We start from the raw sequence: 24,505 nt of genomic DNA on the forward strand, positions 1-24,505 counted from the left end.
AGGGTGACCGGATGGACTCCCCTCACGTCCGGGTGCTGATCGTGGACGACGACGCGCTCGTCCGCGCCGGCCTGTCGATGATGCTGTCGAGCGCCGAGGACCTCGAGGTCGTCGCCGACGTCTCCGACGGCGCCGAGGTCGTCGCCGCGGTCAACCAGCACCGTCCCGACGTCGTGCTGATGGACATCCGGATGCCGCGGGTGGACGGTCTCGCCGCGACCGGGCTGCTGCGCTCCCGCCGCGACCCGCCCGAGATCATCATCCTGACGACGTTCGACACCGACGACCACATCCTGCGGGCGATGCGGGCGGGCGCCAGCGGGTTCCTGCTGAAGCACACCCCGCCGCCGGAGATCGTCCGCGCGATCCGGCAGGTCGCGGCGGGCGAGCCGATGATGTCGCCGGCGGTGCTGCGCAAGATGATGTCGTACGTGGCCGAGAGCGGCGCCGACCCGCGCCGGGCCCGCGCCCGCGAGCTGCTCGGCAGGCTGAGCGACGGCGAGCGGGCGGTGGCCGCTCTCGTCGGCCGCGGCCGGACCAACAGCGAGATCGGCCGGGAGCTGTCACTGAGCGTCGCCACCGTGAAGGCGTACGTGTCGCGGCTGCTCACGAAGCTGGAGCTGAACAACCGCGTCCAGATCGCGCTGCTCGTCCACGACGCCGCGCTCGACGACTAGTCCGGCGGGGGCTTCGCGGGTCCGCGCGGGGCCAGGGGGACGTGCCTGAGCAGCAGCGCCGCGGCGAGGCCGGCGGCGAGGACGGGCAGCGCCGCGACGAACAGGGTGGAGAAGGCGTCCGCGAACGCCTCGGCGACACCGTCCCGGACCGGGGCGGGGAGCGAGCCGAGCACCTCGGGGCGGACGGCGTCGGCGTACGCGGGCGCCCGCCCGTCCGGGACGTGCCGGACGACCTCCTCGGCGAACCGGTGGGACACGATGGCGCCGAAGACCGCCATCCCGGCGGCCGTCCCGAGCATGCGGGTCGCGAACACCCCGGAGCCGGCCGCGCCGAGATCCCCGGGCGGCGCCGCGTTCTGCGCGATGAGCAGGACGACCTGCTGGGACAGCCCGGCCCCGAACCCGAGGACGGCCATGAAGCAGCCGGCGGTGAACGGGCCGGTGCCGGTGTCCATGGTCGCCAGCAGCGCGACGCCCGCCGCGCTGATCGCCATGCCGGCGGCGGGCAGCCGGTGGTAGCGGCCGGTCCGGTGGATGCGGCGCCCGGCGGCCGTCGAGGCGATGAGGAGCGCGGCCATCATCGGCAAGAGCAGCAGGCCCGATCGGGTGGCGTCCACTCCCTTGACGACCTGGAAGAACATCGGGAGGTAGGTGGCGAGGCCGAACCCGGTGGCGCCGCCGGCGGCGGCGACGGCGCAGGCCACGCTGAACGACCGGTCGCGGAAGAGGCGGGGCGGGATGACCGGCTCGGCCGCCGTCCGCTCGGCGAGGACCCACACCGTGAAGAGCACCGCCGCCGCCGCGGCCAGCCCGAGCACGACCGGCGACGTCCACGCGTGGCGCGTCCCGGCCCAGCTGGTGAACAGGGTGAAGCAGGTGACCGCCGAGCCGAGCAGGACGATGCCGGTGACGTCGATCCGCGGGCGGCGGCGGGGTTTCGGCAGGCGCAGGAACAGCACGGTCGTGGCGGTGGCGGCGAGGCCTAGCGGCAGGTTGACGTAGAACACCCACCGCCAGGAGGCGTGGTCGGTGAGGAACCCGCCGGCGAGCGGGCCCGCGATGCTGGAGACGGCGAAGATCGCCGCCGAGTATCCCTGGTACCTGGCCCGCTCCCGCGGCTCGAACAGCTCGCCGGTGAGCGCGAACATCGAGCTCATCAGGCACCCGGCGGCGGCGCCCTGGACGGCGCGGAACACGATCAGCCAGGTCATGTCCGGCGCGGCCCCGCAGGCCGCCGACCCGGCGAGGAAGCCCAGCAGGCCGGTCAGCAGGACGGGACGGCGCCCGAACAGGTCCCCGAGCCGCCCCGACAGCGGGACGGTCACGCTGGTGGCCAGCACGTACGCGGTGGACACCCAGGCGATGCGGCCGAGCCCGCCGAGGTCGCCGACGATCGCCGGCAGCGCGGTGCCGAGCACCGTCGCGTCCAGCGAGGACATGAGCCCGGCGAGCATCAGCCCGCCGAAGACCAGCAGCCGCCGGCGGTGGGTCATCGGCGCCGTCGTCACCATGAATGCACCTCGCAGTCATATGCTTTGAGCAAGTGAATGCTATACGCATACAGATGAGCGAGGCAACCTAGCTAGACTGGCCGCCATGGGCGACGAGGCACTGGACGCGGTCGAGCGGAGCATGGTCAGGCTGCGCCGGGGCATGTCGCGGCAGCGGCTCGGCAAGGCGGCGATCCGCGACCACAACCTCCCCGTGGACGTGCAGGTCCTGCATGTCGTGGACGTCGTGGACGAGGGCCCCGACCGGCCCGGGGAGGAGATGAGCGTCGGGCTGGTCGCGTCCCGGCTCGGCGTCGACGCCTCGCGCGGCAGCCGGATCGTCGCCGAGGCGGTCAAGTCCGGCTACGTCCGCCGCGTCGCGTCCCAGGAGGACGGCCGCCGCATCCACCTGGAGCTGACCGGTGCCGGGCGGGCCGTCGTGGAGGCCACCCGCCGCACCCGGCAGGAGCATTTCGCCAAGGCCATGAGCGGCTGGACGGGCGAGGAGCGCGCCGAGTTCGCCCGCCTCCTCGCCCGCTTCGTCCACACCTACGAGGGCTGAGCGTCCCGGGTGCCGAGCCGCCGCAGGGCGAGCAGGCCGCCGATCCCGGGGACGACGGCGCGCAGCCGGGCGCCCGGCACGGGCGGCTCCAGCAGGGTGAGCGCGATCACGGCGAGATAGGCCGTGCCGTGCAGCGGGCCGATGAGGGAGGAGACCGCCGGCGCGTGCACGGTGGCCAGGTTGACCAGCAGGACGACCAGGGAGACGGCCTCGGCGGCCGCCGCGATCCGCAGGGCGCGCACCGGCCTCACGCTCCCGTGGTGGAGCCGGGGCGGACGATCATGAGCACGACGACGATCGCCCACAGCAGGTTGAACGTTCCGGTGAGCCCGGCCAGCCGCGCCACCGCCGAGGCCGGGACGTCCCCGCCGGGCGCGAGGGCGAGCAGCCTGCGCTGCCCGGGCAGGATCGCCAGCGCGAGCAGCGCGGCGGCGATGGCGGTCAGGATGATCGACGCGATCAGCCACGCGTCGGTGAGCACCCCCATCTTCGCGCCCGTCGCGAGCCCGAAGGCCGGGACGGCGGCGCCGAGGACCGTGTAACCGCGGCAGATGCGGTGCAGGAACGCGGCCGTCCCGTCGCCCGGTTCCGCCTGGCGCACGCAGCGGGGGAACACCGAGGCGGCGACGGCGATCGGGCCGATCGCCAGGATCGCCGCGAGGACGTGCACGGACAGCAGCACCTTGGTCATGACTGGCCCCTCCATAGGTCGGCTCTCAATATGTTTGCTGCCAATAGGTACCACGCCTACGCGGGCCATGTGTAGGCTGCCTACTCATGAGGGGCGGATCATGAGAGCACGGACATGAGGGCGGACGCGGTGCGCGGGCATCTGGACGGCCTGCTGCTGGCCGTGCTGGAGCACGGGCCCCTGCACGGCTACGCGATCATCACCGCGGTGCAGCGCCGCAGCGGCGGCGCGCTGGAGCTGCGCACCGGCACGATCTACCCGACACTGCAGCGGCTGGAGCGGCTCGGGTACCTGCGCAGCAGCTGGGACGCGGTCGGCGAGCGGCGGCGCCGCCGCTACGAGCTGACCGACGCGGGGCGGGGCGCCCTCGCCGACGAGCGGGCGGCGTGGCGCGAGTTCACCGCCGCGATCGGCTCCGTCCTGAACCCGGCCACATGACCGCGCCCGGAGCCGACCCCGTCGAGGCGTGCGCCGAGGAGTACGCCGCCGCCCTGGCGGGCGCCCTGCGCGGCCCGGCACGCGCCAAGGCGCGCATGGTCGAGGAGATCCGCGACGGGTTCGCCGACACCGTCGCCGCCCACGCCGGTGCGGGACTCCCCCACGAGCACGCCGTCCGCCGGGCGGTGCACGAGTTCGGCACCGCCGAGGAGCTGGCCCCCTGCTGCCAGCGGGAGCTGACCATCGCCCAGACCCGCCGCACGGCCCGCGCCGCCGCGCTGGCCGTCCCGTTCCTGACCCTGTGCTGGCTGCTGATCTGGGCGTCCGGGCCCGGCCACGGCTGGCCGCTGCGGCTGCTCGCCGTCCATGTCGCCTGCGTCGCCGTCACCGCCGGGCTGCTCGCCGCCGCCACCCTGGCCGCCACCGGCCCGGTCGCCCGCCGCGTGCCGGTGCCGGCCCGGCTGCCCCTGGCGGTCGCGTGGACCGGCACCGCGTCCGCCGTGGCCATGGGCCTCGCCGCGCTCGCCCTGGTCGTCTCCTCGGCGCTCGCCGGGGACTGGCCGCTGATGGTGCTCTCCGGCGGGTTCACCGCCGCGTCCCATGCGGTGGTCGCGGGCTCGTCCCGCGCCTGCCGGGAGTGCGCCCGGCTTCCGGGGTCCGGCGCCGCCCACGCCTGACGCCCCGCCGCATCATCCTCTGGTCGCGGCCGTGGAGCGTCCGCCTACACCAGCGGTTGCAGGTGCGGGCCGGGGCGTTAGCCCGGGCGGAGGACGGTGCCGGACGTGCGGCGCGCCTACGCTGGTCGCATGGGTGGTGGCGGTCCCCTGCAGCGCGGCCGTGTCCGGGACGCGGCCCTGGCCGGCGGTGTCCTGCTGGTGGTGTCGGTCAGCAGCCTGAACTCGGTCATCGGCGCCGGCGACGAACCGTGGCCGCGCACGGCGCTCGGCTGGGCGCTGATCCTCCTCACCTGCGGGGCGCTGTACTTCGCGCGCCGGTACCCGGTGACCGTCGCCGCCCTGTCCCTCGTCACGACCGGGCTGTACTACGTCGCGAGCGTCCACGACGGCGGCCTGATGATCGCGCTCATCGTCGCCCTCTACATGGTCGCGGCGGGCGGCCGGCTCCAGCCGGCCGTCGTCCTCGCCGCCCTCACCGTGATCTGCACCGGGACGGGGACGCTGCTCGGGAACGAGGACGTCAACGGCGTCGCGCTGTTCATGCTGACCGGATGGGTGGTGGCGATGGTCGCGCTCGGCTGGGTCCGGCACAGCCGCCTCGCCTATCTGAGGGAGGCCGAGCGGCGCGCCGCGGGCGAGGAGCGGCTCCGCATCGCCCGCGAGCTGCACGACGTGGTCGGGCACCACCTCTCGCTCATCAACGTCCAGGCCGGGACGTCGCTGCACCGCTTCCACCGCGACCCGGCGCAGGGTGAGGCCGCGCTGGCCGCCATCAAGGAGTCCAGCCGGGACGCCCTGCGCGACCTGCGCGCGACGCTCGGGGTGCTCCGGCAGGCCGACGAGGAGGCGCCGACGGCTCCCGCCCCGGGCCTGGACGCGCTCGGCGACCTGATCGGGTCCGCGCGGTCGGCGGGGCTCACCGTGCACAGCCGCGTCACCGGTGCCGCGGCCCCGCCCACCGAGGTCGGCCTGGCCGCCTACCGGATCGTCCAGGAGTCCCTCACCAACGTGTCACGGCACGCCGCCGCCGCGGAGGTCACCGTGACCGTCGAGCACGGCCCCGGTGAGCACGGGCGGGGCGAGCTGCTGATCGAGGTCGCCGACGACGGCCCCGGCCAGGCCGCCGCCCCGGGCGCGGGCAGCGGGGTGGACGGCATGCGGGAGCGGGCCCGCGCCCTCGGCGGCGAGCTGACCGCGGGACCCGGGCCGCACGGCGGCTTCCTCGTCCGGGCCCGGCTGCCCTACCGGAACGAGGTGTCCGCACGGTGATCGAGGTACTGCTGGCCGACGACCAGGGCCTGGTGCGGGCCGGGTTCCGCTCCATCCTCGACGACGAGGACGACATCACGGTGACCGGGGAGGCCGCCGACGGCGAGCGGGCCGTGGCGGCCTGCCGCGAGCTGCGCCCCGACGTGGCGCTGCTGGACGTCCGGATGCCCCGGATGGACGGCCTGGAGGCCGCCCGGCGGATCACCGCCGACCCGCGACTGGACGGCGTCCGCGTCGTCATCCTCACCACGTTCGACCTGGACGAGTACGTGTACGGCGCGCTGCGCGCGGGTGCCACCGGCTTCCTGCTGAAGGACACCGAGCCGGCCGAGCTGATCCACGCCGTGCGGGTCGCGGCGCGCGGCGACGCGCTGATCACCCCGTCCGTCACGCGGCGGCTCATCGGCGAGTTCGCCGGGCGGGTCGAGGTGCCCGAGCCCGGTCCCCGCCTGAGGTCCCTCACCGACCGCGAGCGCGAGGTCATGCTGCTCGTCGCCGCCGGGCAGAGCAACGACGAGATCGCCGACCGGCTCGTCCTCAGCCCCGCCACCGTCAAGTCGCACGTCAGCCGCATCATGGCGAAGGTGGACGCGCGCGACCGCGCCCAGCTGGTCGTGCTGGCCTACGAGTCGGGCATGGTCAACCCCCGCTGGATGCGACCCGGGAGGTAACCGGCCCGCCCGCCCCGCAACCGGTGGGGTGGCCCGGATGCCGACCGCGGGCCGATGCGCGGCGGCCTCCCGCGCCCGGACGCTGAGGCCATGAACGTCACCGGCGCCTTCATCGGGTTCTTCGTCGGCGGGGCCGCGGGCTTCCTGCTGACCGAGACCGTGGGCGCGTTCTTCACCTTCGTCCTGGACCGCACGCTCGACGTCGACGGCACGCCCGTGCTGCTCGCCGCCTTCGTCGCCGTGCCGGTCCTGTCCGCCCTGATCGGCGCCGCCGCCGGCGCCCGCATCACGAAGCGAGGTTGACATGACCACCCCCGGCACTCCCCCGGCCGGCCGTTTCGGACGCCTGGCCGCCTGGTCGCAGCGCCACCGCTGGGCCGCGCTCGCGCTGTGGGCCGTCGTGGTCGCGGTGATCACCGTCGGCTCGCAGGCCGCCGGCACCGCCTACCACAACGACTTCGCGCTGCCCGGGACCGATTCGCAGGCCGCCGCCGACCTGATGACCGAGCACGGCTCCCGGGAGGCGGGCGCCACCGTCCAGATCGTCGCCGAGAACCCGCGGGGCCTCGCCGGCGACCGCCCGGACGTCGACGCGATGCTGGCCGGCGTGCGCGGGCTCCCGTCGGTCGCCGCCGTCGGCCCGCTGACGATCTCGGAGTCCGGCACGATCGGCTACGCCACCGTCACGCTGGACGGGACGGCGCAGGACGTTCCCGCGGACCGCGTCACCAAGATCATCGATACCGCGCGGGCCGCGTCCGGCGACGGCCTGCGGATCGAGCTCGGCGGCGACCCGGTCCGCGGCGCCGAGGAGGGCGGGGGCGGCGGGGCCGAGGGCGCGGGGATGCTGGCCGCGCTGGTCATCCTCGTGCTGCTGTTCGGCTCCCTCGTCGCCGCCGCGCTCCCGCTGGTCACCGCCCTGTTCGCGGTGGGCGGCGCGATCGGGCTGATCGCGCTGGCCTCGCACGCCTTCACGGTCGCCGACTTCACCCCGCCGATCATGATGCTGATCGGGCTCGGCGTCGGCGTCGACTACGCGCTGCTCATCTTCTACCGGTACCGGCAGGAGCTGCGCGAGGGCGCCGATCCCGCCGCCGCGACCCGCCGGTCCCTGGACGCGGCCGGGCGGACGGTGTTCTTCGCCGGCTGCACCGTGATCATCGCGCTGCTCGGCCTGATCGCGCTCGGCCTCGGGTCGCTCCAGGGCGTCGCGCTGGCCGTGGCCCTGACCGTGCTGGTCACCATGGCGGCGTCGCTGACGCTGCTGCCCGCGCTGCTGGGCGTCTTCGGCGAGCGGATCCGGCGCCACGTCCTCAAGCGGGCCGCGAAGGAGCGTCCGCGGGAGGGCGGCTGGCGGCGGCTGGCCTCGGCCGTCCAGCGCCGCCCGCTGCCCGCGCTGCTCGTCGCCGTCGCCGCGCTGCTCGCCCTCTCGGCGCCCGCGCTGGACATGCGCCTCGGCTTCGCCGACGCCGGCAACGACGCCCCGTCCACGACCAGCAGGCAGGCCTACGACCTGCTGGCCGAGGGGTTCGGCCCCGGCTTCAACGGCCCGCTCATCGTGGTCGCCCAGGGCGACCCCGGGCCGCTCAGGCAGACCCTGACCGGGACCGCGGGCATCGCCGCCGCGACACCGCCGCTGCCGTCCGGGGACGGGGCCGTGTCCGCCGTCATCGCCTACCCCACCACGGCGCCGCAGGACGAGGCCACCACCGCCCTCGTCCACGAGCTGCGCGAGGAGGTACTCCCGTCGCTGTCGGCCCGCACCGGCACCGGCTACCTGGTCGGCGGCCCGACCGCCGCCGCGCAGGACTTCTCGGACTCGGTGTCGGCGCGGATGCCGCTGTTCGTCGCCGTCGTCGTCGGCCTGTCCGCCCTGCTGCTGATGGTGGTGTTCCGCTCGCTGCTGATCCCGGTCAAGGCCGCGCTGCTCAACCTGCTGTCCATCTCGGCCGCCCTCGGCGCGATCACCCTGGTGTTCCAGGACGGCCGGTTCGGCGCGCAGAGCGGCCCCATCGAGGCGTTCATCCCAGTGATGATCTTCGCGATCGTGTTCGGGCTGTCCATGGACTACGAGGTGTTCCTGGTGTCGCGCGTCCACGAGGAGTGGGAGCGCACGCGGGACCCGTCGCACGCCGTCCGGGAGGGGCTGGCCGCGACCGGCAAGGTCATCACGGCCGCCGCCGCCATCATGATCGTCGTGTTCGCGGCGTTCGTGCTCAGCCCCGACCGCATGCTCCAGCAGTTCGGGCTGGGCCTCGCCGTGGCCGTCCTGCTGGACGCCGTGGTCATCCGCTGCCTGATCGTCCCGGCCGTCATGGGCCTGCTCGGCCGGCACGCCTGGTGGCTGCCCGCGCCGCTCGCCCGGCGCCTGCCGAAGGTCGCGCTGGAGCGCCCCGCCGAGGGCCGCGCATAGGGGCGCCGCTTCGGGAAGGATCGTCGCATGGACATCGATCTCACCGGACGGACCGCCTTCGTGAGCGGCTCCACCCAGGGCATCGGCCGGGCCATCGCCGCGGGGCTGGCCCGGTCCGGCGCCACCACAGTGATCAACGGACGGTCCGAGAAGAGCGTCACCGAGGCCCTCGGGGCGCTCCGGGACGAGCTGCCCGGCGCCGGCCTGCGCGGCGTGGCCGCCGACGTCGCCACCGCGGAGGGAGCGCGGGCGCTTCTCGCCGAGCTGCCGTCCGCCGACATCCTGGTCAACAACCTCGGCATCTTCGAGCCGCGTCCCGTGCTGGAGCTCGACGACGCCGAATGGCGGCGGTACTTCGAGGTCAACGTCCTGTCCGGCGTGCGCCTCACCCGGCTCTACCTGCCCGGCATGATGGAGCGCGGCTGGGGCCGGGTGCAGTTCATCGCCAGCGACTCGGCGGTCGTGATCCCCGAGGAGATGGTGCACTACGGCATGTCGAAGACCGCGCTGCTCGCCGTCTCCCGCGGCTACGCGAAGGCCGCCGCCGGAACGGGCGTCACCGTCAACACGGTCATGGCCGGCCCGACCCACACCGGCGGCGTCGAGGACTTCGTCGCCGGCCTCGTCGGCGACGACCTTCCCTGGGACGCCGCGCAGCGCCGCTTCATGGCCGAGCACCGCCCGAACTCCCTCCTCCAGCGCCTCATCGAACCGGACGAGATAGCGAACATGGTCGTCTATCTGAGCTCCTCCCACGCCTCGGCCACGACCGGCGGCGCCGTCCGGGTGGACGGGGGCTACATCGACGCGATCCTCCCCTGACCCCGCTCTCTCCCCGGGCGCCTCATCTTCCTTTACGACCAGGGCTTTCAACCGCACGGTTTACAGGCACGCGGCCTGCGGGGTAGCGTTGTTTCAACCGTTGAGTTGAAAGTGGGGGCGATGGCCACGGACACGCTGTCCCAAGTCTTCGCGGCCCTCGCGGATCCGACCCGGCGCGACATGGTGGCCCGGCTCTCGGAGGGCGACGCGACCGTGAGCCGGCTGGCCGAGCCGTACCGGATCTCGCTGCAGGCCGTCTACAAGCACCTGCGGGTCCTTGAGGACGCGGGGCTCGTCAGCCGGCCGCGCGGCCCGCAGCCCCGGCCGGTGCGCCTGGAGGCCGGCGCCCTCGACCTGATGGACGCCTGGATCGAACGCCACCGGCGCCGCATGGAGCGGCGCCACCGCCGCCTTGACACCGTCCTGGCGGAAATGGAGGGAGACGAAAGTGAGCGATCTCAGAGAGACGGTCATCGAGGCCGACCCGAAACTGCCGATCATCCGGATGACCCGTGACTTCGCGGCGGCGCCCGACCGGGTGCTCCGCGCCCACACCGACGCCGCGCTGTTCGCCAGGTGGATCGGGCCCGACGGCATGAGCACGCGGATCGAGCATTGGGACGCCACCACCGGCGGCAGCTGGCGGTTCGTCTCGACGCGGGACGGCGAGGAGTACGGCTTCCACGGCTGCTTCCACGAAGTGGGGCCGGGCCGCATCGTGCAGACCTTCACGTACGAGGGCGAGCCCGATGGAGTCGCGCTGGAGACGCTGTGGTTCGACGACCTCGGGGGCGGCCGGACACGGCTGCGGACGCAGTCGCTGGTCGACAGCTTCGAGGGCCGCGACGCGTGGCTGCGCAGCGGCATGGAGGTCGGTGTCGACCAGGGTTACGCGAAGCTGGAGAGGATGTTCGCCGATGGCACTGTCTGATGACCCGCCCGAGCGGCACCGGCAGGTCGCCGGGCTGTTCACCGACCGCGTCCTCGGCACCCGGTCCTGGGACGCGCCGTCCCCGGTCGCGGACTGGACCGCGCGCGACGTCGTCCGCCACCTGACCGACTGGTTCCCCGGGTTCCTCGCCTCCGGCGCCGGGATCGACCTCCCCCGCGGACCGTCCGTGGACGAGGACCCGGCGGCGGCGTGGCGAGTTCACCGCGACGGCGTGCAAGCGCTGCTGGACGATCCGGAGACGCCGGACCGGAAGCTCACCAACCCCCACATCGGCAGCCTTCCGCTGGACACCGCGATCGACCGGTTCTACACGGCCGACGTGTTCATGCACACCTGGGACCTCTCCAGGGCCACCGGCCAGGACGACCGCCTGGACCCCGGCTTCTGCGCGCAACTTCTCGAGGGGATGCGGCCGATCGAGGACGTTCTCCGGTCTTCCGGTCAGTACGGACCTCGCGTCGAAGTCCCCGCAGATGCGGATGTCCAGACCCAGATGCTCGGATTCATCGGACGCGACCCGTTCTGGCGGAAACCCGGTCCGAACGGCCCGTGACCCACCTCCAACGCGTGCTTCTGGGTCGCCCCTATACCCGCTCTCTGTAGTCACTTGATCACAGTGCGGGTAGAGCTGGTGAGGACACACGGGCCCGGTGCCCTTACCACTGGAGGAAGCATGAAGATTCGGACTCCGCTGCGCTCGGCGGCGCTCACCGCCGCCGGCCTGCTCATGGCCTCTGGCCTGGCCGCGTTCGGGCCCGCCGCGACGGCGAGCGCCACGCAGACGACCGCGGCCCAGGCCGCGGTGTCCCACACGTGCCCCTACGGGACGCACTGGAGTTTCCTTCTTCACAGGTGCGTGCGTCACCACGGACACCACCACGGTGGTCACCACCACGGCCACCACCAGCACGGCCACCACCACGGCTGGCACCACGGACACCACCACGGTCACCACCACGGTGGTCACCACCACGGCCACCACTACCACGGCCGCTAAGAGGTAGAGCCTCGCGCGGAATCCGCCGTCTCGCCCACATGGAGCGGGACGGCGGATTCATGCCGTCGGTGAGACGCTCCGGCCGCTCAGGCGAGCGCCGTGCACAGCGCGTCAAGGGCCGGCGGATAGGCGGCGGCGAGTGGGGTGCTGTAGCCGATGATGAATCCCCGCGGCCGTCCCTCGGAGTTCTGCCAGTGGCCGCGGAGGGGCATCAAGGCCAGCCCGAGGGACGCGGCGCGGCGCATGGTCTCGGCTTCGTCCGGACCGCCGGCCGGGAGCAGGATCAGGGCGTGCAGACCCGCCGCGACGCCCTCGACGCGGACGCGCGGGACGCGCGCACGGAGCGTCTCCACCAGGAGGTCGCGCCGCCGCCGGTAGCGGAGGCGGGAGGCCCGGATGTGGCGGTCGTAGGCGTTCGTGTCGATGAGGTCGGCGAGGACGAGCTGGGCGAGCGACTGGGTGTGGGCGTCGGCGAGGCGCTTGGCCTCCACGAAGGGCTCGACCAGGCGCGGCGGCAGCACCGTCCAGGCCAGGCGCAGCGCGGGGGCCAGGGTCTTGGACGCGGTTCCCCCGTAGACGACGTGATCCGGAGCGTTCCCCTGCAAGGCGCCGACGGGCTGGCGGTCGTAGCGGAACTCGCCGTCGTAGTCGTCCTCCACGAGAAGGCCACCGGTGTCGCGCGCCCAGGTGACGAAGGCGCGGCGGCGCTCCGGGCGGAGGGTGGCGCCGGACGGGTACTGGTGCGCCGGCGTGAGCACGGCCGCGCCGGCCCGTTCGAGCGCCCCGGGTCGTGCGCCCTGGTCGTCCACCGGGAGCGGCACGACGTCCATCCCTGCCCGCCGGACGATCGCACGGTGGAACGGGTGCCCCGGCTCCTCCATCGCGAACGCGGCCGCGCCCGCGTCCCGCAGGACGGAGGCAAGAAGGCCGAGGGACTGGGCATAGCCGGAGGTGATCACGATCCGCGCCGGGTCGGCGTGGACGCCCCGGGCCCGTCCGAGGTAGCCGGCCAGCGCCTCGCGCAGCTCGGGACGGCCGCGCGGATCCGTGAGCGCGTGCGCCTCGGGCGGCGCCGTCGACAGGACACGGCGGGTCGATCGCAGCCACGCCGCGGACGGGAACGTGCTCAGGTCGGGCCGTCCGGGCAGCAGATCGTGTGCCGGCGGCTCCGTGCGCGGCCGGTCCGCCGAGGCGGGAAGGCCGGCCTCGGCGGAAGCGAGTCCGGCCCAGACCGGCGGGGCCGGAGAGCCCCCGGGGCGCACGTGGTCCGCCACGCGGGTGCCGGAGCCGGGGACGGCGACGATGTGGCCTTCGGCGGTGAGCTGGTCGTAGGCGGCGCTCACGGTGCCGCGCGAGAAGCCGAGTTCCGCGGCGAGGGCGCGGGTCGAGGGGAGCGGTGCGCCGGGGGCGAGGCGTCCGGTGCCGATCGCGGCGCGGAGGGCGCGTTCCAGACCGGCCCGGCGGCCGCCGGACGCATCGATGTCTAGATGCAGGTCGACGGAACCGGACCAGGATTTCGGCATGTGACCGGATCTTAGTTCTGGTCCGGTGGCGGCCTAGATTCGCGGGCATGATTGTTATCGCCCAGCTCAGCGACACGCATCTGGACGGCGGCCACCGGAGCTTCGAGCGCACCGCGCGGGTCATGGACCACGTGAACGCCATGCCGGTCGACGCCGTCCTCGTCACCGGAGACATCGCCGACCACGGCGAGCCCGCCGAGTACGTGCGGGCCCGGAAGGTTCTGGCGTCCCCGCATCCGGTGCTCATGTGCCCCGGCAACCACGACGTGCGCGGCCCGTACCGGGAGGTCCTCCTGGACGAGCCGCCCACCGGCGGCCCGGTCAACCGGGTCTACAAGATCGCGGGTGCCACGTTCGCGATGTGCGACTCGTCCGTCCCCGGAGAGGATCACGGGCTCCTGGACGACGAGACGATCGGCTGGCTCGACCGGCGGCTCGCGGAGGCGCCCGGAGAACCGGCGTTCGTCTGCTTCCACCATCCGCCGGTGAAGCTGGGGATCCCGTACGTGGACGAGATCCGCCAGTTCCAGGAGGAGCGCCTGGCCGAGGTCATCGCCCGCCATCCGCAGGTGGTGGCGGTGCTGTGCGGGCATGCCCACACGGCGGCGGCCACGGCCTTCGCGGGACGGCCGCTGCTCGTCGCGCCGGGTGTCGTGTCCACCCTCACCCTGCCCTGGCAGGGCGGGGACATCGCCGACCACGGCGCTCCCCCAGGCCTGGCGTTCCACGTCCTGGACGACGAGGGCCGCCTGACCACGCACTACCGCACCGTGTAGCGGTGCGTCGTCCAGGTCCGGGTGATCTGCTCGGCGGCGTCGCGGACGAGCGTCCGGTAGCGGTCGACGGCCTCCGGGGTGAAGCGGTGCCGCGGGCCGCACACGCTGATCGAGCCGTGCACCTCGCCGTCCGGGCCGAAGAGCGGCGCGGCGACGGATCCGGCGTCGGCCTGGCGTTCCCCGAGGGAGACGGCGACTCCCTCCCGGGACGTCGCGGCGAGCTGGTCCCGCAGGGCCGCCTCATCGGTGACGGTCCGCTCGGTCAGCGCCGCCAGCGGACGGGCCAGGATCGCCTCGCGCCGCTCCTCGGGCAGGAAGGCGAGGATCACCCGGCCCGAGGAGCCGGCGTGCAGCGGGAAGCGCCGGCCCACCTCGACGGTCATCTTGACCTCGCGGGGGCTCTCGAACTGGTCGAGGTAGACCCGCTCGTCCCCGACGAGCCCGGACAGCGTGGTCGTCTCGCCGGTGTCGTCCCGCAGGCGGCGCAGGACGGGCGCGGCGGCCTGCCGGACGTTGAAGGCGCGCAGCGCGCTGACGCCGAGGGCGACGGCGGCGGGCCCGAGCCGGTAGCCGGACGAGCCCGCCTCCAGCATCTCCCGCGACACCAGCGACTGCAGGATGCGGTAGACGACGGCCTTGGAGATGCCGAGCTCGCGGCTGATCGCGGTGACGCCGAGGTGCTCGGGGCCTCCGGCGAACAGCAGCAGCACGTCCGCGACGCGCCCGGCGACCTCGGTTCCCCCCGAGGGTGGAGCGGCGGTCTGATCGGTCACTGGACGATCCTAGGGAACGGGCTCACCGGCCGCGGCGCAGGTAGCGCCCGACCGGGTCGCCGGCGACGCGGCCGCCCGCGTACACGTGGTGGCCGCGGACGAAGGTGTCGGTGACCCGGGCGGTCATGGCGAACCCCTCGAACGGCGTGTACTCCTGCGCGGACTCGGAGTCGGCGGCGCGGACCGTCCAGGAGGCGTCCGGGTCGACCAGCGCGATGTCGGCGTCGTAGCCCTCGGCGATGGCGCCCTTGCGGAGCAGGCCGTAGCGGCGGGCCGGGTTCCAGGACGTCAGCCGTGCGACGCGCTGGAGCGGCAGGCCGCGCTTGAGCCCCTCCCCGACGAGCCCCGGCAGCAGGTACTCGGCGCCGCCGAAGCCGGACTTGGCGAGGAAGACGTCGTCGCGGTCGGCGCCGAATTTCATCTCGTCGCGGCAGCAGGCGTGGTCGCTGACGACCCAGTCGACCTCGCCGGCGAGCACGTGCCGCCAGAGCGCCTCGACGTCGGCGCGGTCGCGCAGCGGCGGGTTGACCTTGCCGCCGAGTCCGTGCGCGGTGTCGACGTCGGCGAGCAGGTGCCCGATGGTGACCTCGCGGCGGAAGTCGACGTGCGGGAACGCGGCCGCCATGGTGAGCGCGGCCGACAGCGCCTTCTCCGACGACAGGTGCAGGAGGTTGATGTTGGGCAGGCCCGTCTCGTGCGCGAGGTAGGACGCGATCGTGACGGCGAGCCCCTCCGAGTGCGGCGGGCGGGACGCGCTGTAGGCGCGCAGCCCGCTGAGGGACCCGTCGTCCTCGACCATCCTGGTGTAGGCGGTCATGATCTCGGCGGTCTCGCAGTGCAGCGACAGCGAGATGTGCGGCGCGTACTCCGCGAGCCGCTCCCGGGCCTTCTGGACGCCGCGCATGACGAACTCGAAGTGCGCGAGGTCGTAGCGCTCGTCCGGCGGCGTCATGAGGAAGTCGCTCTGGCTGGACGAGCGTCCGTGCAGGCCGTGGCTCCCGTAGAACATGAAGATCTTGAACGAGGTGACGCCGTGCTCCTCGACGAGGTACGGGATCTCGCCGATGTGCTCGGCCATCATCGGCGCGAGGTGGAAGGCGTAGTCGACGTGGGCGTTGCCCTGCGCGGCGCCCAGCACCTCGGGGAAGAACTCGCGGTACGGCCCGCCCTTGTTCAGGTAGTACTGCCCGGTGCGCATGTAGGTCAGGGACGTGGTGACGCCGCCCTGGGCGCCGGCGCGGCTCTCGCTGCGGGTGTCGGTGGCGAGGTCGTTGTAGATGCCCCAGTGCTGGTGGGCGTCCACGACGCCGGGGAAGGCGAGCCGTCCGCCCCCGTCGACCACGGTGGCGGCGTCGTCGTCCGGCAGGCCGGGCGCGACGCGGACGATGGTGCCGTCGTTCGCCGCGATGTCCGCGAGCTCGGGCTCGGTGCCCTCGGGCGCGTCGGGGCGGACCACCCGCACGTTCTTCAGCAGCAGCTCGGTAGTCGCCATGAGATCTCTCCTCAGTTCTCGCGGGTGGTCATGTGGGCGGCTCGCTCACGGGCGACGGCGCCGGCCGCAAGGTAAGCGAGCCCGAAGGCGGGCAGCAGGCCGTTGCCGGGCAGGTACCCGCCGGCTCCGTGGCCGGAGATCCCGGCGGCGGCGCCGCCCGCCGCGTACAGGCCGGGGATGGGGCGGTCGTCCGGGTCGACGACGGCCGCGTCCTCGTCGACGAGCAGCCCGCCCTGCGTGTGGAACAGGGCGGGGACCACGCGGACCGCGGCGTACGGAGGGGCGAGCGGCCGTTCCCAGTGGGTGCGGCCGTGCTCGTCGGGACGTTCGCCGCGCGCGGCGGAGGCGCTCGCCGCGAGCTCGGCGGCGAGGGCTCCGGCGGGCAGGCCGGTGGCCTCGGCGAGTCCCTCGGCGTCGTCCGCCCGGACGAGCACCCCCGACTCGACGGTGTCGCGGAAGTCCTTGAACCGCTCGCACTGCCCGGCGACCGTCTCGTCCAGGACGATCCAGCCGGTGCCGCCGGGCCGGGCGGCCAGCTCGGCGGCGTACTCGGAGTAGCCGCGGGTCTCGTTCCCGAACCGGCGCCCGCCGAGGTCGACCATGATCGCGCCGTGGATGACGGTGGCCCAGCCGACCAGGGTGCCCGCGCCGGCGGCGACGGCGCCGTGGCCCTGGTAGGCGTCCAGGTAGCCGGTGGCGGCGCCGAGGCCGCGGCCGATGCGCAGCGCGTCGCCCAGGGACTGGTCACCGCCCTGGTAGAGGGCACCGGCGATCTCCGGCAGGTGGCGTTCCACGAGCGCGCGGTCGGCGCCGAAGCCGTTGGTCGCGAGCAGCACGGCGCCGGTCGGGATGTCCTCGCGCGTCCCGTCCGGGTACTGGACGACGGCGGCGCGCACCGCGCCGTCCGGGCCGGTGCGCACGTCCACGAGCCTGGCCGGGACGAGCAGGTCGATGTCCGGATGGTCGCGGACGCGGCGGGCGAGGTGGTCGATCACGGTGGAGCCGTGCCGTCCGGGCACGGAGTGGCAGCGCGGTACGGAATGCCCGGGGTAGTTGAAGTCGGTCACCAGGGACAGCGGCAGCCCGGCCGAGTCGGCGAGCCATTCCACGAGGGGGCCGCTGACGCCGGCGAGCGTCCGGGCGAGGCGGGCGTCCGCGTGTCCCCCGGTCTTGGCCATGATGTCGGCCACGAAGCGCTCCGGCGAGTCGCCCACACCTTCGGACGCCTGCCAGCGGGAGCCCGCGCCGGGGAACATCGCGGTGGACATCGAGGTGTTGTTGCCGCGCCGGAAGTGCTCGCTCGCCTCGACGACGAGCACGGTGAGGCCGAGTTCGGCGGCGCGCAGCGCCCCGGCGAGGCCGCCGCCCGCGCCGGCGACGACGAGGTCGGGACCGCCCGTCACGCGCTCCTCCCCATCGTCGTCAGGGTCATCAGCTTCAGTGCGAGGGCCGTGGGATCGACGACGCGGGCCGCGAACCGGTCCTCCTCGACGTCGACGGCCGAGCAGCCGTTGATCACGGCGGCGGCGCCGGCGGCGGCGAGCGCGTCCACGGCCTCGGCGAGGGCGGCGTTCCAGGCGTCGGCGTCGGCGATGGCGTCGAACGGCAGGTCCAGGACCGCGATCCCGGCGACATAGGCCTCCAGGCCGTAGTCCTTGAGACGGCGCCCGAGCTCCGCGCCGATCGCCTCGTTCCGCACCACCGTCCCGAACCGGACGTTCGCCGCGGCAAGGTGCATACCGCTCAGCTTAAGCAGCCCGTTGACCGGAACGCCCTGGTCAGAAGCCGGGCCGTCCGGGACGGCCGGGTCGAGCACGCAGTCGGGGAACGCGACGTCGAAACCCTGCCCCACCCCCGCCAGCGCGGCGGCGACCTCCCGTTCGGACGCCCGGACCGACGCCTCGTCGTCCAGGGATCCGGGCGCGGCCGGGCCGACGTCGCGCAGCTCGACCGCGAGGCCGGGCGGGGCGAGCCGGTCGTAGCGGGCCTGCCTGCGCCGGATCTCCTCCGGCGGCAGATGGATCGGCGTCACCGCCAGTGCGCGCATCAGTGCGGCTCCTTCGTCTCGTCGCCGGCGAGCCCGCGCAGGGGCTCGCCGACGTGGGCCAGGGCGGGCAGGGCGCGGGCGAGGGCCGCCGCGCGGTCCACCAGGCCGGCGCGTCCGGGCAGCCAGCCCTTGAGCAGCGCCAGGACGTCCTGTTCGCCCAGCGGGTCGTGGTCGGCGTCGCCGACGGGGTTCGGCACCTCGCGGGTGCGGGTCGTCCCGTCGTCCAGCGAGACCGTGACGCGGGCGGCGCGCTCGTCCGGGAGGCGCGCGGTCAGGTCGGCCGCCTCCGCCAGCCGGACGCGCCGCGCCAGCGCCCGCAGGGCCGGGTCGCCGGTGTCGGTGCGCGGCCCGACCTCGCCGTGGAGCAGGGCCGCGGCGACGGCGAACGGCGTGGAGAACATCGCCGACAGCCGGTTGTCCCACTCCGCCGAGGCCAGGCCGGCGCCGAGCGCGTGCGTCTCGACCAGGATCCCGGTGATCCGGGACGGATCGAGGCCGCCGCGCAGGCCGAGCACCGCGTCGGCGGCCGGGTGGGTGAACGAGCAGGAGGCGTGCCGCTTGAAGTAGCCGCGCGTGATGTCCCAGCGCTCGCCGAGGCCGCCGGTCAGCTCGGACGGCTCGAACCCGCCCAGCAGGCTCCCGAGGGAGAGCGCCGCCGTGCCGGTGTTGCGGGCGATCCCGGCGGCCGCCATCCGCGCCGCCACCAGGCCGGACATGTTGGCGGCGCCCATCCACGCGTCCCGCACCGGGTTGCCGTCCGTCGCGGACGCGAAATGGCCGGCGACCGGCAGCCCGGCCCCCGTGTCGATCGCGGCGGCGACCGCGTCCGGGCCGAGGCCGAGCAGCCGCGCGCACCCGGCGGCGGCGCCCGCGACGCCCCAGCTGCCGTGCGGATGCGCGCCGGGCCGCAGCCGCGTCGCCCGCCCGAACCGGGACGCGACCTCGTAGGCGGCGAGCAGCGCGGCGGCGGTGTCGGGCCCCGAGGCGTCCAGCTCGCACGCCAGCGCCAGGACGGCCGGGAAGCCGTGCGCCGCGGGATGCCCCTTGGCGTACTTGTTGCCCTCGTCCAGTTCGAGGCGGACGAGGGCCATCGCGTTCAGCCAGGCGGCGGCGTCCACCGGCACGCACCGGCCGCCGCCGATGAGCGGGGCGGGCCCGCCGGGAGCGTTCCAGGACGAGCGCACCGCGCGCATGCCGTCCTGCCCGGCGCCGAGGGCGGTCACGCCCGCGACGTCGAGCAGGACGAGCGACAGCCGGTCGAGCACCGGCGCCGGAACGCCGGCCGCGTCCAAGCGGGCCGCCCACTCCCCCAGCCGGGCCGTGGCCGTCCGCGCGTCCGTCGAAGCCGCGTTCCTCACAGGCCCAGGTACGCCTTCCTGACCTCGGCGGACCCGGCCAGCTCGCCGCCCGTGCCATGCAGGACGGTCGACCCGCTCTCCATGACGTAGGCGCGGTCGGCGATGCCGAGGGCCTGCTTGGCGTTCTGCTCGACAAGCAGCACCGCCACGCCGGAGTCGCGGATCCGCTTGACCGCGTCCAGCACCGCCCACGTCAGCTTCGGCGACAGGCCGGTGGACGGCTCGTCGAGCATCAGCAGCTTCGGCCGGGCCATCAGCGCGCGGCCGATCGCGAGCATCTGCTGCTGCCCGCCGCTGAACGTCTGCGCGACCTGCGTGCGGCGCTCGGCGAGGACGGGGAACAGCTCGAACACCTCGCGCAGGCCGGCGGCGGTCTCGGCGGGGCACGTCCAGGCGCCCATCCGCAGGTTCTCCTCGACGGTGAGCGTGCCGAACAGGGCCCGCCCCTCGGGGACGTGCACGAGCCCGTCCCGGACGAGCTGGTCGGGGCGCCGCCCGGCCGTCGCCGTCCCGCCGAACGTGATCGTGCCGGACTCCGGGCGCAGCTGGCCGCAGATCGCGCGCAGCGTCGTGGTCTTGCCCGCGCCGTTCGCGCCGACGAGCGCGACGATCTCGCCCTCGTCGAGCCGCAGGTCGACCTCGTGCAGAATCCGCATCCGCCCGTAGCCGGCGCAGAGCTTGTCAAGCCTCAACATCGCCGGGCTCCTCTCCGAGGTACGCCTCGATCACCCGGGGATCGGAGGTGACCTCCTCGGCCGTTCCGGTGGCCAGCACCCGGCCCTGGTCCAGGACGAGGACCCGGTCGGACAGCCGCATCACCGCGGCCATGATGTGCTCGATGAACAGCAGCGTCGTGCCGTCCTCCGAGCGGAGCGCCGCGAGCAGGTCCAGGACGGGTTCGCGCTCGGCCGGGACGAGCCCGGCGAGCACCTCGTCCAGCAGCAGGACCTTCGGCCGCATCGCCAGTGCCCGCGCGAGTTCGAGGCGCTTCAGCCCGGCGGTGGGCAGCTCGGTGGCGTTGCAGTGCGCCCACGGCCCGAGGCCGACGCGCTCCACGACGTCCAGCGACCGCCGGCGCAGCCGGTGCGGCGACTGGCGCCGGTGCTGGGCGGCGAGGCCGACGTTCTCCAGGACGGTCATGCTCCCGAACGGCCGCATCAGCTGGAACGTCCGGACCATGCCGGCGCGGGCGATGCGGTCGGGCGAGGACCCCGTGACGTCCCGGCCGCCGAACACCACCCGTCCCGCGTCGGGGGCGAGGGCGCCGGAGACGACGTCGAACAGCGTCGTCTTCCCGGCTCCGTTGGGGCCGATGATGCCGAGGATCTCGCCCTCCCCGACCTGGAAGTCGATCTCCGACAGCGCCCGCAGGCCCCGGAAGCCCTTGCCGACGCCGGTCACGGTGAGGATGCTCATCTGCGCCACCTCTCGGCGATCGTGCCGACGATGCCCTTGGGCAGCAGCCGGACGATCAGGATCAGCAGGACCGCGTAGACGGCGACGTCCAGCCCGCTCCGTCCCTGCAGGAAGCTCAGGGAGTCGGGCGGCGTCCGCAGCAGGGTGGCGGTGACGTCCGACAGCGCGCCGAGGATGACCGCACCGACGACCGGGCCCCAGATCGTGCCGATGCCGCCGATGACGACGGTCGCGATCGCCTGGATGGACACCGCCGACCCGAACGCCAGGTCCGGGTTCACGAACAGGTAGTACTGCGTGTAGAAGGCGCCGGCGACCGCGGTGATCGCGGCCGACAGGGCGACCGTGACCAGCTTGTACCGCATCACGGGCGTGCCGAGGGACGCCGCGGCGAGCTCGTCGTCGCGGATGGCGGTGACGTAGCGGCCGGTCCGCGAGTGCAGGAACAGGATGCTGACGAGGGCGGCCAGGCCGGCCAGGCCGAGCGCGATCCAGAAGTAGGCGGGCGAGTCCGCCGCGAACTGGATCTTCCAGAACGACGCGCCCTGGATCAGCGGGACGGTGAACCCGACCGCCTTGTTGGTGAACTCCGTCGTCGTGACGACCAGCCGGAGCATCTCGGCGAACGCGAACGTCGCCAGCGCGAAGTAGGCGCCCTGGAGCTTGTAGCGGAACGCGAAGAAGCCGATGACGACGGCGACCGCGGCGGCGACCGCCATCCCGGCGAGCATCCCGATCCACGGCGACACGTTGTGCTCGACCAGCAGGTAGGCGCTGGTGTAGGCGCCGAGGCCGAAGAACGCGGCGTGCCCGAAGCTGAACATCCCGCCGAACCCGCTCATCACGTTCCAGCCGATGGCCATCAGCGCGAAGATCAGGATGCGGACGGCGACGGCGCCCTGCGCGGGCGGCAGCACCAGCGGCAGCGGGATCGCGGCCACCAGCAGCACCGCGAGGACGGCGACCTGCCGGTTCTGCGGCCGCAGCGGCGGCGCCTTGGCCGGGCGGGCGGCGCCCGCGCCGGAGCGGCCGGTCAGGGTGATGCCCGTCATGACCGCCTCCCGAAGAGCCCCTGCGGCCGGAGGAACAGCACGACCAGGAAGACGGCGAACACGCCGAGCAGCGAGCTCTGGCCGTCCATGTAGATCGTGGTGAGCTGCTCGACCAGCCCGATCAGCAGCCCGCCGGCGAGCGCGCCGGCGACGTTGCCCATGCCGCCGAGCACCACGACGACGAACGCGGTGATGTTGAACTGCTCGCCGAGCGTCGGCGTGACCGTGACCAGCGGCGCGGCCAGCACCGCGGCGGCCCCGGCGCAGGCCGTCCCGATCGCGAACGTGAGGGTGTGGACGCGCCGGACGTTCACGCCGACCAGTTCGGCGCCCTGCCCGTTCGCGGCGACCGCGCGGATCGCCGTTCCGAGCCGGGTGCGGCGCAGCAGCCAGAACAGCGCCGCGCCGATCAGGATCGCGCCGAGGAAGGCGTACAGCCGGGCGCCGGGGACGACCGCGCCGAACAGCGAGAACTGGAAGTCGCCGGGCAGCGCGACGTTCTTGGGCTCGGCACCGAAGAACATCAGCAGCCCGTTCTCCAGCAGCAGCGACAGGCCGAGCGTGATGAGCAGCTGGTTCTCCAGGGACGCGCCGCCCGTCCCGCTGAGCAGCCCGCGGTGCGCGACCGCGCCGATGAGGAACAGCGCCGGCACGGCGACCAGCAGGGTCAGGTAGGGGTGCAGGCCGGTGCCCTGCACGACGCCGAACGCGATGAACATCGCGATGGCGAGCAGCGCGCCGTGCGCGAAGTTGACGATGTCCAGCACGCCGAAGATCAGCGTGAGGCCCATCGCGATCAGGCCGTACAGCCCGCCCATCAGCAGGCCGGTGACCACCGACTGCCAGACGACCAGGCCGCTGCCGGACTTGACCAGGGCGACCGCGATCGCGGCGGCCACCAGGCCGCCGGTGACGGCGGCGCGCTTGAGGAGGGCCCCGGTCCCGTCGCCGCCGAGGAGGGGGCGGCGGGGGGCAGCGGGGGCGGGAGGGGACTGGGCCTTCGTTCCTGTGTCGCTCATGACCGCCACGTCACCGAGTAGTTGGGCTGGGATTCGGCCTTCTCCTGCGGATAGACCTGCTTGACCTGGCCGCCCTGCACCTGCATGAGGACGGGCAGGGCGTTGCCGTTGTCCCCGTTGGGGGCGAAGGTGATCGGGCCGGTGCCGACCGTGAGGGGCTCGACCTTCGAGGACGCGATGGCGTCGCGCACCTTCTCCGCGTCGGTGGTGCCCGCGCGCTCCACGCCCTGCGCGATCACCTGGACCGCGTCGTAGGCGAGGACCGCGCCCGTGCGCATGGGGGCGCCGTAGCGCCGCTGGTAGTCCGCCCGCAGCCGGGCCGTCTTCGGGTTCCTGGCGTCGAAGTGGTAGTTGGTGCTGAAGATCCGCTCGGCGGTGGCGCCACCGTCGGTGACGAACTTCGGCTGGTCGTAGGCGCCGTTCGAGACGCCCCAGACCGCGTTCAGGTCCGGTTTCACCGCGGCGACCGCCTTGGCGGCGAGCAGGCTGTCGCGGTAGTAGCCGGCGACGGCCAGCACGTCCGCGCCGGACGCCTTGACCTGGGTGACCTGCGCGGTGAGGTCGGACACGGTGAGCGCGTCGTAGCTGATGTCGGGGCCGACCTCGATGCCGAGCCTTCCCGCCGCCTTGGCGAACGCCTCGGCGGCGCCGCTGCCGAAGTCGGTCTGTTCGTGCAGGAACGCGACCTTCCGCACGGGCCTGCCCGCCCGGTCCGACACCTCCTTGAGGTAGCGGGCGGCGGCGCCCGCGATGGCCGCGCTGCCGGGCTGGACCCGGAACGAGTACCGGTAGCCGTTCGCGAAGATCGCGTCCGAGGCGGTGACGTCCATGACGAACGGCACCCGGTTGCGTTCGGCGACGACCGCGACGTTGGTGCTGACGGCGCTCTGGTAGGTGCCGACGAGCCCGACCGCCCCTTCGGAGATGAGCCGCTGGGCCTCGCTCTGGCCGACCTCCGCCTTGCCCTGGGTGTCGCCCGTCTCCAGCTCGACCTCGCGTCCGCCGAGGGACCTGATGCCGCCCGCGGCGTTGATCGCCTCCACCGCCATCTGCGCGCCGCGCCGCATCTGCTGGCCGTCGACCGCGTTGGCGCCGCTGACCGGATGCAGCGCACCGATCTTCACCGGGCCCTCGTCGCGTCCGGCCGCCACTCCGGCCGCGCCGGACGGCGCCGAGCCGCCGCAGCCGGCCGCGGCCAGCAGGACCGCGCACGTCGCCAGCCCGGCGGCGAGCTTTCGAGCCGACATTCATCTCTCCTGCCGCTCTGCCCGATGCTCCACCCTCGTGTGTTCCGCTAGGAGGAACAGCAGGTCACTGATGCGCCATCGTGGCACCCGTCACGCCGCCCGGTCAATATCTGGGGCTAACTTGACGTAACTCAACAGGCAGT

28 protein-coding genes are annotated in these 24,505 nt (G+C 73.9%); 14 read left to right on the plus strand and 14 right to left on the minus strand.

Going from position 1 to position 24,505, the window contains the following annotated elements:
* Window positions 1-11: 11 nt before the first annotated feature.
* Complete coding sequence (locus tag BM339_RS39315; RefSeq protein WP_024935121.1) at window positions 12-677, plus strand: response regulator transcription factor; 666 nt, start codon at window positions 12-14, stop codon at window positions 675-677.
* Here the strand turns inward: BM339_RS39315 and BM339_RS39320 are convergent.
* Window positions 674-2,188: an MDR family MFS transporter gene (locus BM339_RS39320; RefSeq protein WP_075024178.1), complete on the minus strand. Its 1,515-nt coding sequence runs from the start codon at window positions 2,186-2,188 to the stop codon at window positions 674-676. The genes BM339_RS39315 and BM339_RS39320 overlap by 4 nt on opposite strands.
* Before the next feature lie 85 nt (window positions 2,189-2,273).
* On the opposite strand from BM339_RS39320, the gene BM339_RS39325 reads away from it, so the two are divergent.
* The gene (locus BM339_RS39325) at window positions 2,274-2,729 is read left to right on the plus strand and encodes a MarR family winged helix-turn-helix transcriptional regulator (protein WP_075024179.1); all 456 of its coding nucleotides are present in this window, start codon (window positions 2,274-2,276) and stop codon (window positions 2,727-2,729) included.
* Here the strand turns inward: BM339_RS39325 and BM339_RS39330 are convergent.
* Window positions 2,717-2,971, minus strand: coding sequence for a DUF3817 domain-containing protein (locus tag BM339_RS39330; RefSeq protein WP_075024218.1), 255 nt, complete (start codon window positions 2,969-2,971; stop codon window positions 2,717-2,719). The two genes, BM339_RS39325 and BM339_RS39330, sit on opposite strands and share 13 nt — an antisense overlap.
* 5 nt (window positions 2,972-2,976) lie before the next feature.
* Window positions 2,977-3,420, minus strand: a complete 444-nt coding sequence (locus tag BM339_RS39335) for a hypothetical protein (protein WP_021599465.1) — start codon at window positions 3,418-3,420, stop codon at window positions 2,977-2,979.
* A gap of 114 nt (window positions 3,421-3,534) precedes the next feature.
* On the opposite strand from BM339_RS39335, the gene BM339_RS39340 reads away from it, so the two are divergent.
* From BM339_RS39340 to BM339_RS50350, 11 genes are all read left to right on the plus strand, one after another.
* Window positions 3,535-3,858: a PadR family transcriptional regulator gene (locus BM339_RS39340; RefSeq protein ID WP_021599466.1), complete on the plus strand. Its 324-nt coding sequence runs from the start codon at window positions 3,535-3,537 to the stop codon at window positions 3,856-3,858.
* Entirely contained in the window at window positions 3,855-4,535 is a 681-nt protein-coding gene (locus tag BM339_RS39345) for a permease prefix domain 1-containing protein (protein WP_075024180.1), read from the plus strand. Before BM339_RS39340 ends, BM339_RS39345 begins: the two co-directional genes overlap by 4 nt.
* Before the next feature lie 129 nt (window positions 4,536-4,664).
* Window positions 4,665-5,804 (plus strand): sensor histidine kinase, encoded by a 1,140-nt coding sequence (locus tag BM339_RS39350; RefSeq protein ID WP_075024181.1) that lies wholly within the window; start codon window positions 4,665-4,667, stop codon window positions 5,802-5,804.
* Complete coding sequence (locus BM339_RS39355) at window positions 5,801-6,475, plus strand: response regulator (protein WP_021596810.1); 675 nt, start codon at window positions 5,801-5,803, stop codon at window positions 6,473-6,475. Before BM339_RS39350 ends, BM339_RS39355 begins: the two co-directional genes overlap by 4 nt.
* A gap of 90 nt (window positions 6,476-6,565) precedes the next feature.
* Window positions 6,566-6,778 (plus strand): hypothetical protein, encoded by a 213-nt coding sequence (locus tag BM339_RS39360; RefSeq protein ID WP_143118779.1) that lies wholly within the window; start codon window positions 6,566-6,568, stop codon window positions 6,776-6,778.
* A gap of 1 nt (window position 6,779) precedes the next feature.
* On the plus strand, window positions 6,780-8,888 hold the full coding sequence (locus BM339_RS39365) for an MMPL family transporter (protein ID WP_075024183.1): 2,109 nt from the start codon (window positions 6,780-6,782) through the stop codon (window positions 8,886-8,888).
* A gap of 27 nt (window positions 8,889-8,915) precedes the next feature.
* Window positions 8,916-9,710, plus strand: a complete 795-nt coding sequence (locus BM339_RS39370) for an SDR family NAD(P)-dependent oxidoreductase (protein WP_021596813.1) — start codon at window positions 8,916-8,918, stop codon at window positions 9,708-9,710.
* A 120-nt stretch (window positions 9,711-9,830) separates the two neighbouring features.
* Window positions 9,831-10,226, plus strand: a complete 396-nt coding sequence (locus tag BM339_RS39375) for an ArsR/SmtB family transcription factor (protein ID WP_021596814.1) — start codon at window positions 9,831-9,833, stop codon at window positions 10,224-10,226.
* Window positions 10,159-10,641 carry an SRPBCC family protein gene (locus tag BM339_RS39380; RefSeq protein WP_024935119.1) on the plus strand — a complete coding sequence of 161 codons (483 nt, stop codon included), beginning with the start codon at window positions 10,159-10,161 and terminating at the stop codon, window positions 10,639-10,641. Before BM339_RS39375 ends, BM339_RS39380 begins: the two co-directional genes overlap by 68 nt.
* Window positions 10,628-11,215, plus strand: a complete 588-nt coding sequence (locus tag BM339_RS39385) for a TIGR03086 family metal-binding protein (protein ID WP_075024184.1) — start codon at window positions 10,628-10,630, stop codon at window positions 11,213-11,215. Before BM339_RS39380 ends, BM339_RS39385 begins: the two co-directional genes overlap by 14 nt.
* A gap of 120 nt (window positions 11,216-11,335) precedes the next feature.
* Window positions 11,336-11,659, plus strand: coding sequence for a hypothetical protein (locus BM339_RS50350; protein WP_021596817.1), 324 nt, complete (start codon window positions 11,336-11,338; stop codon window positions 11,657-11,659).
* 86 nt (window positions 11,660-11,745) lie between these two features.
* On the opposite strand, the gene pdxR is transcribed toward BM339_RS50350, so the two are convergent.
* The gene (gene pdxR / locus BM339_RS39395) at window positions 11,746-13,182 is read right to left on the minus strand and encodes a MocR-like pyridoxine biosynthesis transcription factor PdxR (protein WP_075024185.1); all 1,437 of its coding nucleotides are present in this window, start codon (window positions 13,180-13,182) and stop codon (window positions 11,746-11,748) included.
* Between the two features lie 47 nt (window positions 13,183-13,229).
* Between pdxR and BM339_RS39400 the strand changes: the two genes are divergently transcribed.
* Window positions 13,230-13,958, plus strand: coding sequence for a phosphodiesterase (locus BM339_RS39400; protein WP_021596819.1), 729 nt, complete (start codon window positions 13,230-13,232; stop codon window positions 13,956-13,958).
* Here the strand turns inward: BM339_RS39400 and BM339_RS39405 are convergent.
* The 10 genes from BM339_RS39405 to BM339_RS39450 are packed head-to-tail and all read right to left on the minus strand — an operon-like array spanning window position 13,943 to window position 24,362.
* Window positions 13,943-14,731 (minus strand): IclR family transcriptional regulator, encoded by a 789-nt coding sequence (locus tag BM339_RS39405; RefSeq protein ID WP_021596820.1) that lies wholly within the window; start codon window positions 14,729-14,731, stop codon window positions 13,943-13,945. The genes BM339_RS39400 and BM339_RS39405 overlap by 16 nt on opposite strands.
* Window positions 14,732-14,753: 22 nt before the next feature.
* A complete protein-coding gene (locus tag BM339_RS39410; RefSeq protein WP_075024186.1) occupies window positions 14,754-16,223 on the minus strand; it encodes a dihydroorotase in 1,470 nt (489 codons plus the stop codon).
* Window positions 16,224-16,234: 11 nt separating this feature from the next.
* Window positions 16,235-17,626 carry an FAD-dependent oxidoreductase gene (locus BM339_RS39415; RefSeq protein WP_021596822.1) on the minus strand — a complete coding sequence of 464 codons (1,392 nt, stop codon included), beginning with the start codon at window positions 17,624-17,626 and terminating at the stop codon, window positions 16,235-16,237.
* On the minus strand, window positions 17,623-18,270 hold the full coding sequence (locus BM339_RS39420) for an aspartate/glutamate racemase family protein (protein ID WP_075024187.1): 648 nt from the start codon (window positions 18,268-18,270) through the stop codon (window positions 17,623-17,625). Before BM339_RS39420 ends, BM339_RS39415 begins: the two co-directional genes overlap by 4 nt.
* Window positions 18,270-19,628: an MmgE/PrpD family protein gene (locus tag BM339_RS39425; protein ID WP_218163879.1), complete on the minus strand. Its 1,359-nt coding sequence runs from the start codon at window positions 19,626-19,628 to the stop codon at window positions 18,270-18,272. Before BM339_RS39425 ends, BM339_RS39420 begins: the two co-directional genes overlap by 1 nt.
* Entirely contained in the window at window positions 19,625-20,323 is a 699-nt protein-coding gene (locus tag BM339_RS39430) for an ABC transporter ATP-binding protein (RefSeq protein WP_021599152.1), read from the minus strand. Before BM339_RS39430 ends, BM339_RS39425 begins: the two co-directional genes overlap by 4 nt.
* Complete coding sequence (locus BM339_RS39435) at window positions 20,310-21,044, minus strand: ABC transporter ATP-binding protein (protein WP_024935117.1); 735 nt, start codon at window positions 21,042-21,044, stop codon at window positions 20,310-20,312. Before BM339_RS39435 ends, BM339_RS39430 begins: the two co-directional genes overlap by 14 nt.
* A complete protein-coding gene (locus BM339_RS39440) occupies window positions 21,041-22,096 on the minus strand; it encodes a branched-chain amino acid ABC transporter permease (protein WP_021599154.1) in 1,056 nt (351 codons plus the stop codon). The genes BM339_RS39435 and BM339_RS39440 overlap by 4 nt, the downstream gene beginning before the upstream one ends.
* Window positions 22,093-23,115, minus strand: coding sequence for a branched-chain amino acid ABC transporter permease (locus BM339_RS39445; RefSeq protein ID WP_081842563.1), 1,023 nt, complete (start codon window positions 23,113-23,115; stop codon window positions 22,093-22,095). Before BM339_RS39445 ends, BM339_RS39440 begins: the two co-directional genes overlap by 4 nt.
* The gene (locus BM339_RS39450) at window positions 23,112-24,362 is read right to left on the minus strand and encodes an ABC transporter substrate-binding protein (protein WP_021599156.1); all 1,251 of its coding nucleotides are present in this window, start codon (window positions 24,360-24,362) and stop codon (window positions 23,112-23,114) included. The genes BM339_RS39445 and BM339_RS39450 overlap by 4 nt, the downstream gene beginning before the upstream one ends.
* Between the last annotated feature and the right edge of the window lie 143 nt (window positions 24,363-24,505).

The organism is Actinomadura madurae (genome assembly GCF_900115095.1).
Lineage (GTDB): Bacteria > Actinomycetota > Actinomycetes > Streptosporangiales > Streptosporangiaceae > Spirillospora > Spirillospora madurae.

Excerpts from the sequence above, each read along its gene's own strand:
- BM339_RS39315 (WP_024935121.1), top strand. The coding sequence starts at position 12 with ATGGACTCCCCTCACGTCCGGGTGCTGATCGTGGACGACGACGCGCTC.
- BM339_RS39320 (WP_075024178.1), bottom strand. The coding sequence starts at position 2,188 with ATGGTGACGACGGCGCCGATGACCCACCGCCGGCGGCTGCTGGTCTTC.
- BM339_RS39325 (WP_075024179.1), top strand. The coding sequence starts at position 2,274 with ATGGGCGACGAGGCACTGGACGCGGTCGAGCGGAGCATGGTCAGGCTG.
- BM339_RS39335 (WP_021599465.1), bottom strand. The coding sequence starts at position 3,420 with ATGACCAAGGTGCTGCTGTCCGTGCACGTCCTCGCGGCGATCCTGGCG.
- BM339_RS39340 (WP_021599466.1), top strand. The coding sequence starts at position 3,535 with ATGAGGGCGGACGCGGTGCGCGGGCATCTGGACGGCCTGCTGCTGGCC.
- BM339_RS39345 (WP_075024180.1), top strand. The coding sequence starts at position 3,855 with ATGACCGCGCCCGGAGCCGACCCCGTCGAGGCGTGCGCCGAGGAGTAC.
- BM339_RS39350 (WP_075024181.1), top strand. The coding sequence starts at position 4,665 with ATGGGTGGTGGCGGTCCCCTGCAGCGCGGCCGTGTCCGGGACGCGGCC.
- BM339_RS39360 (WP_143118779.1), top strand. The coding sequence starts at position 6,566 with ATGAACGTCACCGGCGCCTTCATCGGGTTCTTCGTCGGCGGGGCCGCG.
- BM339_RS39365 (WP_075024183.1), top strand. The coding sequence starts at position 6,780 with ATGACCACCCCCGGCACTCCCCCGGCCGGCCGTTTCGGACGCCTGGCC.
- BM339_RS39370 (WP_021596813.1), top strand. The coding sequence starts at position 8,916 with ATGGACATCGATCTCACCGGACGGACCGCCTTCGTGAGCGGCTCCACC.
- BM339_RS39375 (WP_021596814.1), top strand. The coding sequence starts at position 9,831 with ATGGCCACGGACACGCTGTCCCAAGTCTTCGCGGCCCTCGCGGATCCG.
- BM339_RS39385 (WP_075024184.1), top strand. The coding sequence starts at position 10,628 with ATGGCACTGTCTGATGACCCGCCCGAGCGGCACCGGCAGGTCGCCGGG.
- BM339_RS50350 (WP_021596817.1), top strand. The coding sequence starts at position 11,336 with ATGAAGATTCGGACTCCGCTGCGCTCGGCGGCGCTCACCGCCGCCGGC.
- pdxR (WP_075024185.1), bottom strand. The coding sequence starts at position 13,182 with ATGCCGAAATCCTGGTCCGGTTCCGTCGACCTGCATCTAGACATCGAT.
- BM339_RS39400 (WP_021596819.1), top strand. The coding sequence starts at position 13,230 with ATGATTGTTATCGCCCAGCTCAGCGACACGCATCTGGACGGCGGCCAC.
- BM339_RS39410 (WP_075024186.1), bottom strand. The coding sequence starts at position 16,223 with ATGGCGACTACCGAGCTGCTGCTGAAGAACGTGCGGGTGGTCCGCCCC.
- BM339_RS39420 (WP_075024187.1), bottom strand. The coding sequence starts at position 18,270 with ATGCGCGCACTGGCGGTGACGCCGATCCATCTGCCGCCGGAGGAGATC.
- BM339_RS39430 (WP_021599152.1), bottom strand. The coding sequence starts at position 20,323 with ATGTTGAGGCTTGACAAGCTCTGCGCCGGCTACGGGCGGATGCGGATT.
- BM339_RS39435 (WP_024935117.1), bottom strand. The coding sequence starts at position 21,044 with ATGAGCATCCTCACCGTGACCGGCGTCGGCAAGGGCTTCCGGGGCCTG.
- BM339_RS39440 (WP_021599154.1), bottom strand. The coding sequence starts at position 22,096 with ATGACGGGCATCACCCTGACCGGCCGCTCCGGCGCGGGCGCCGCCCGC.
- BM339_RS39445 (WP_081842563.1), bottom strand. The coding sequence starts at position 23,115 with ATGAGCGACACAGGAACGAAGGCCCAGTCCCCTCCCGCCCCCGCTGCC.
- BM339_RS39450 (WP_021599156.1), bottom strand. The coding sequence starts at position 24,362 with ATGTCGGCTCGAAAGCTCGCCGCCGGGCTGGCGACGTGCGCGGTCCTG.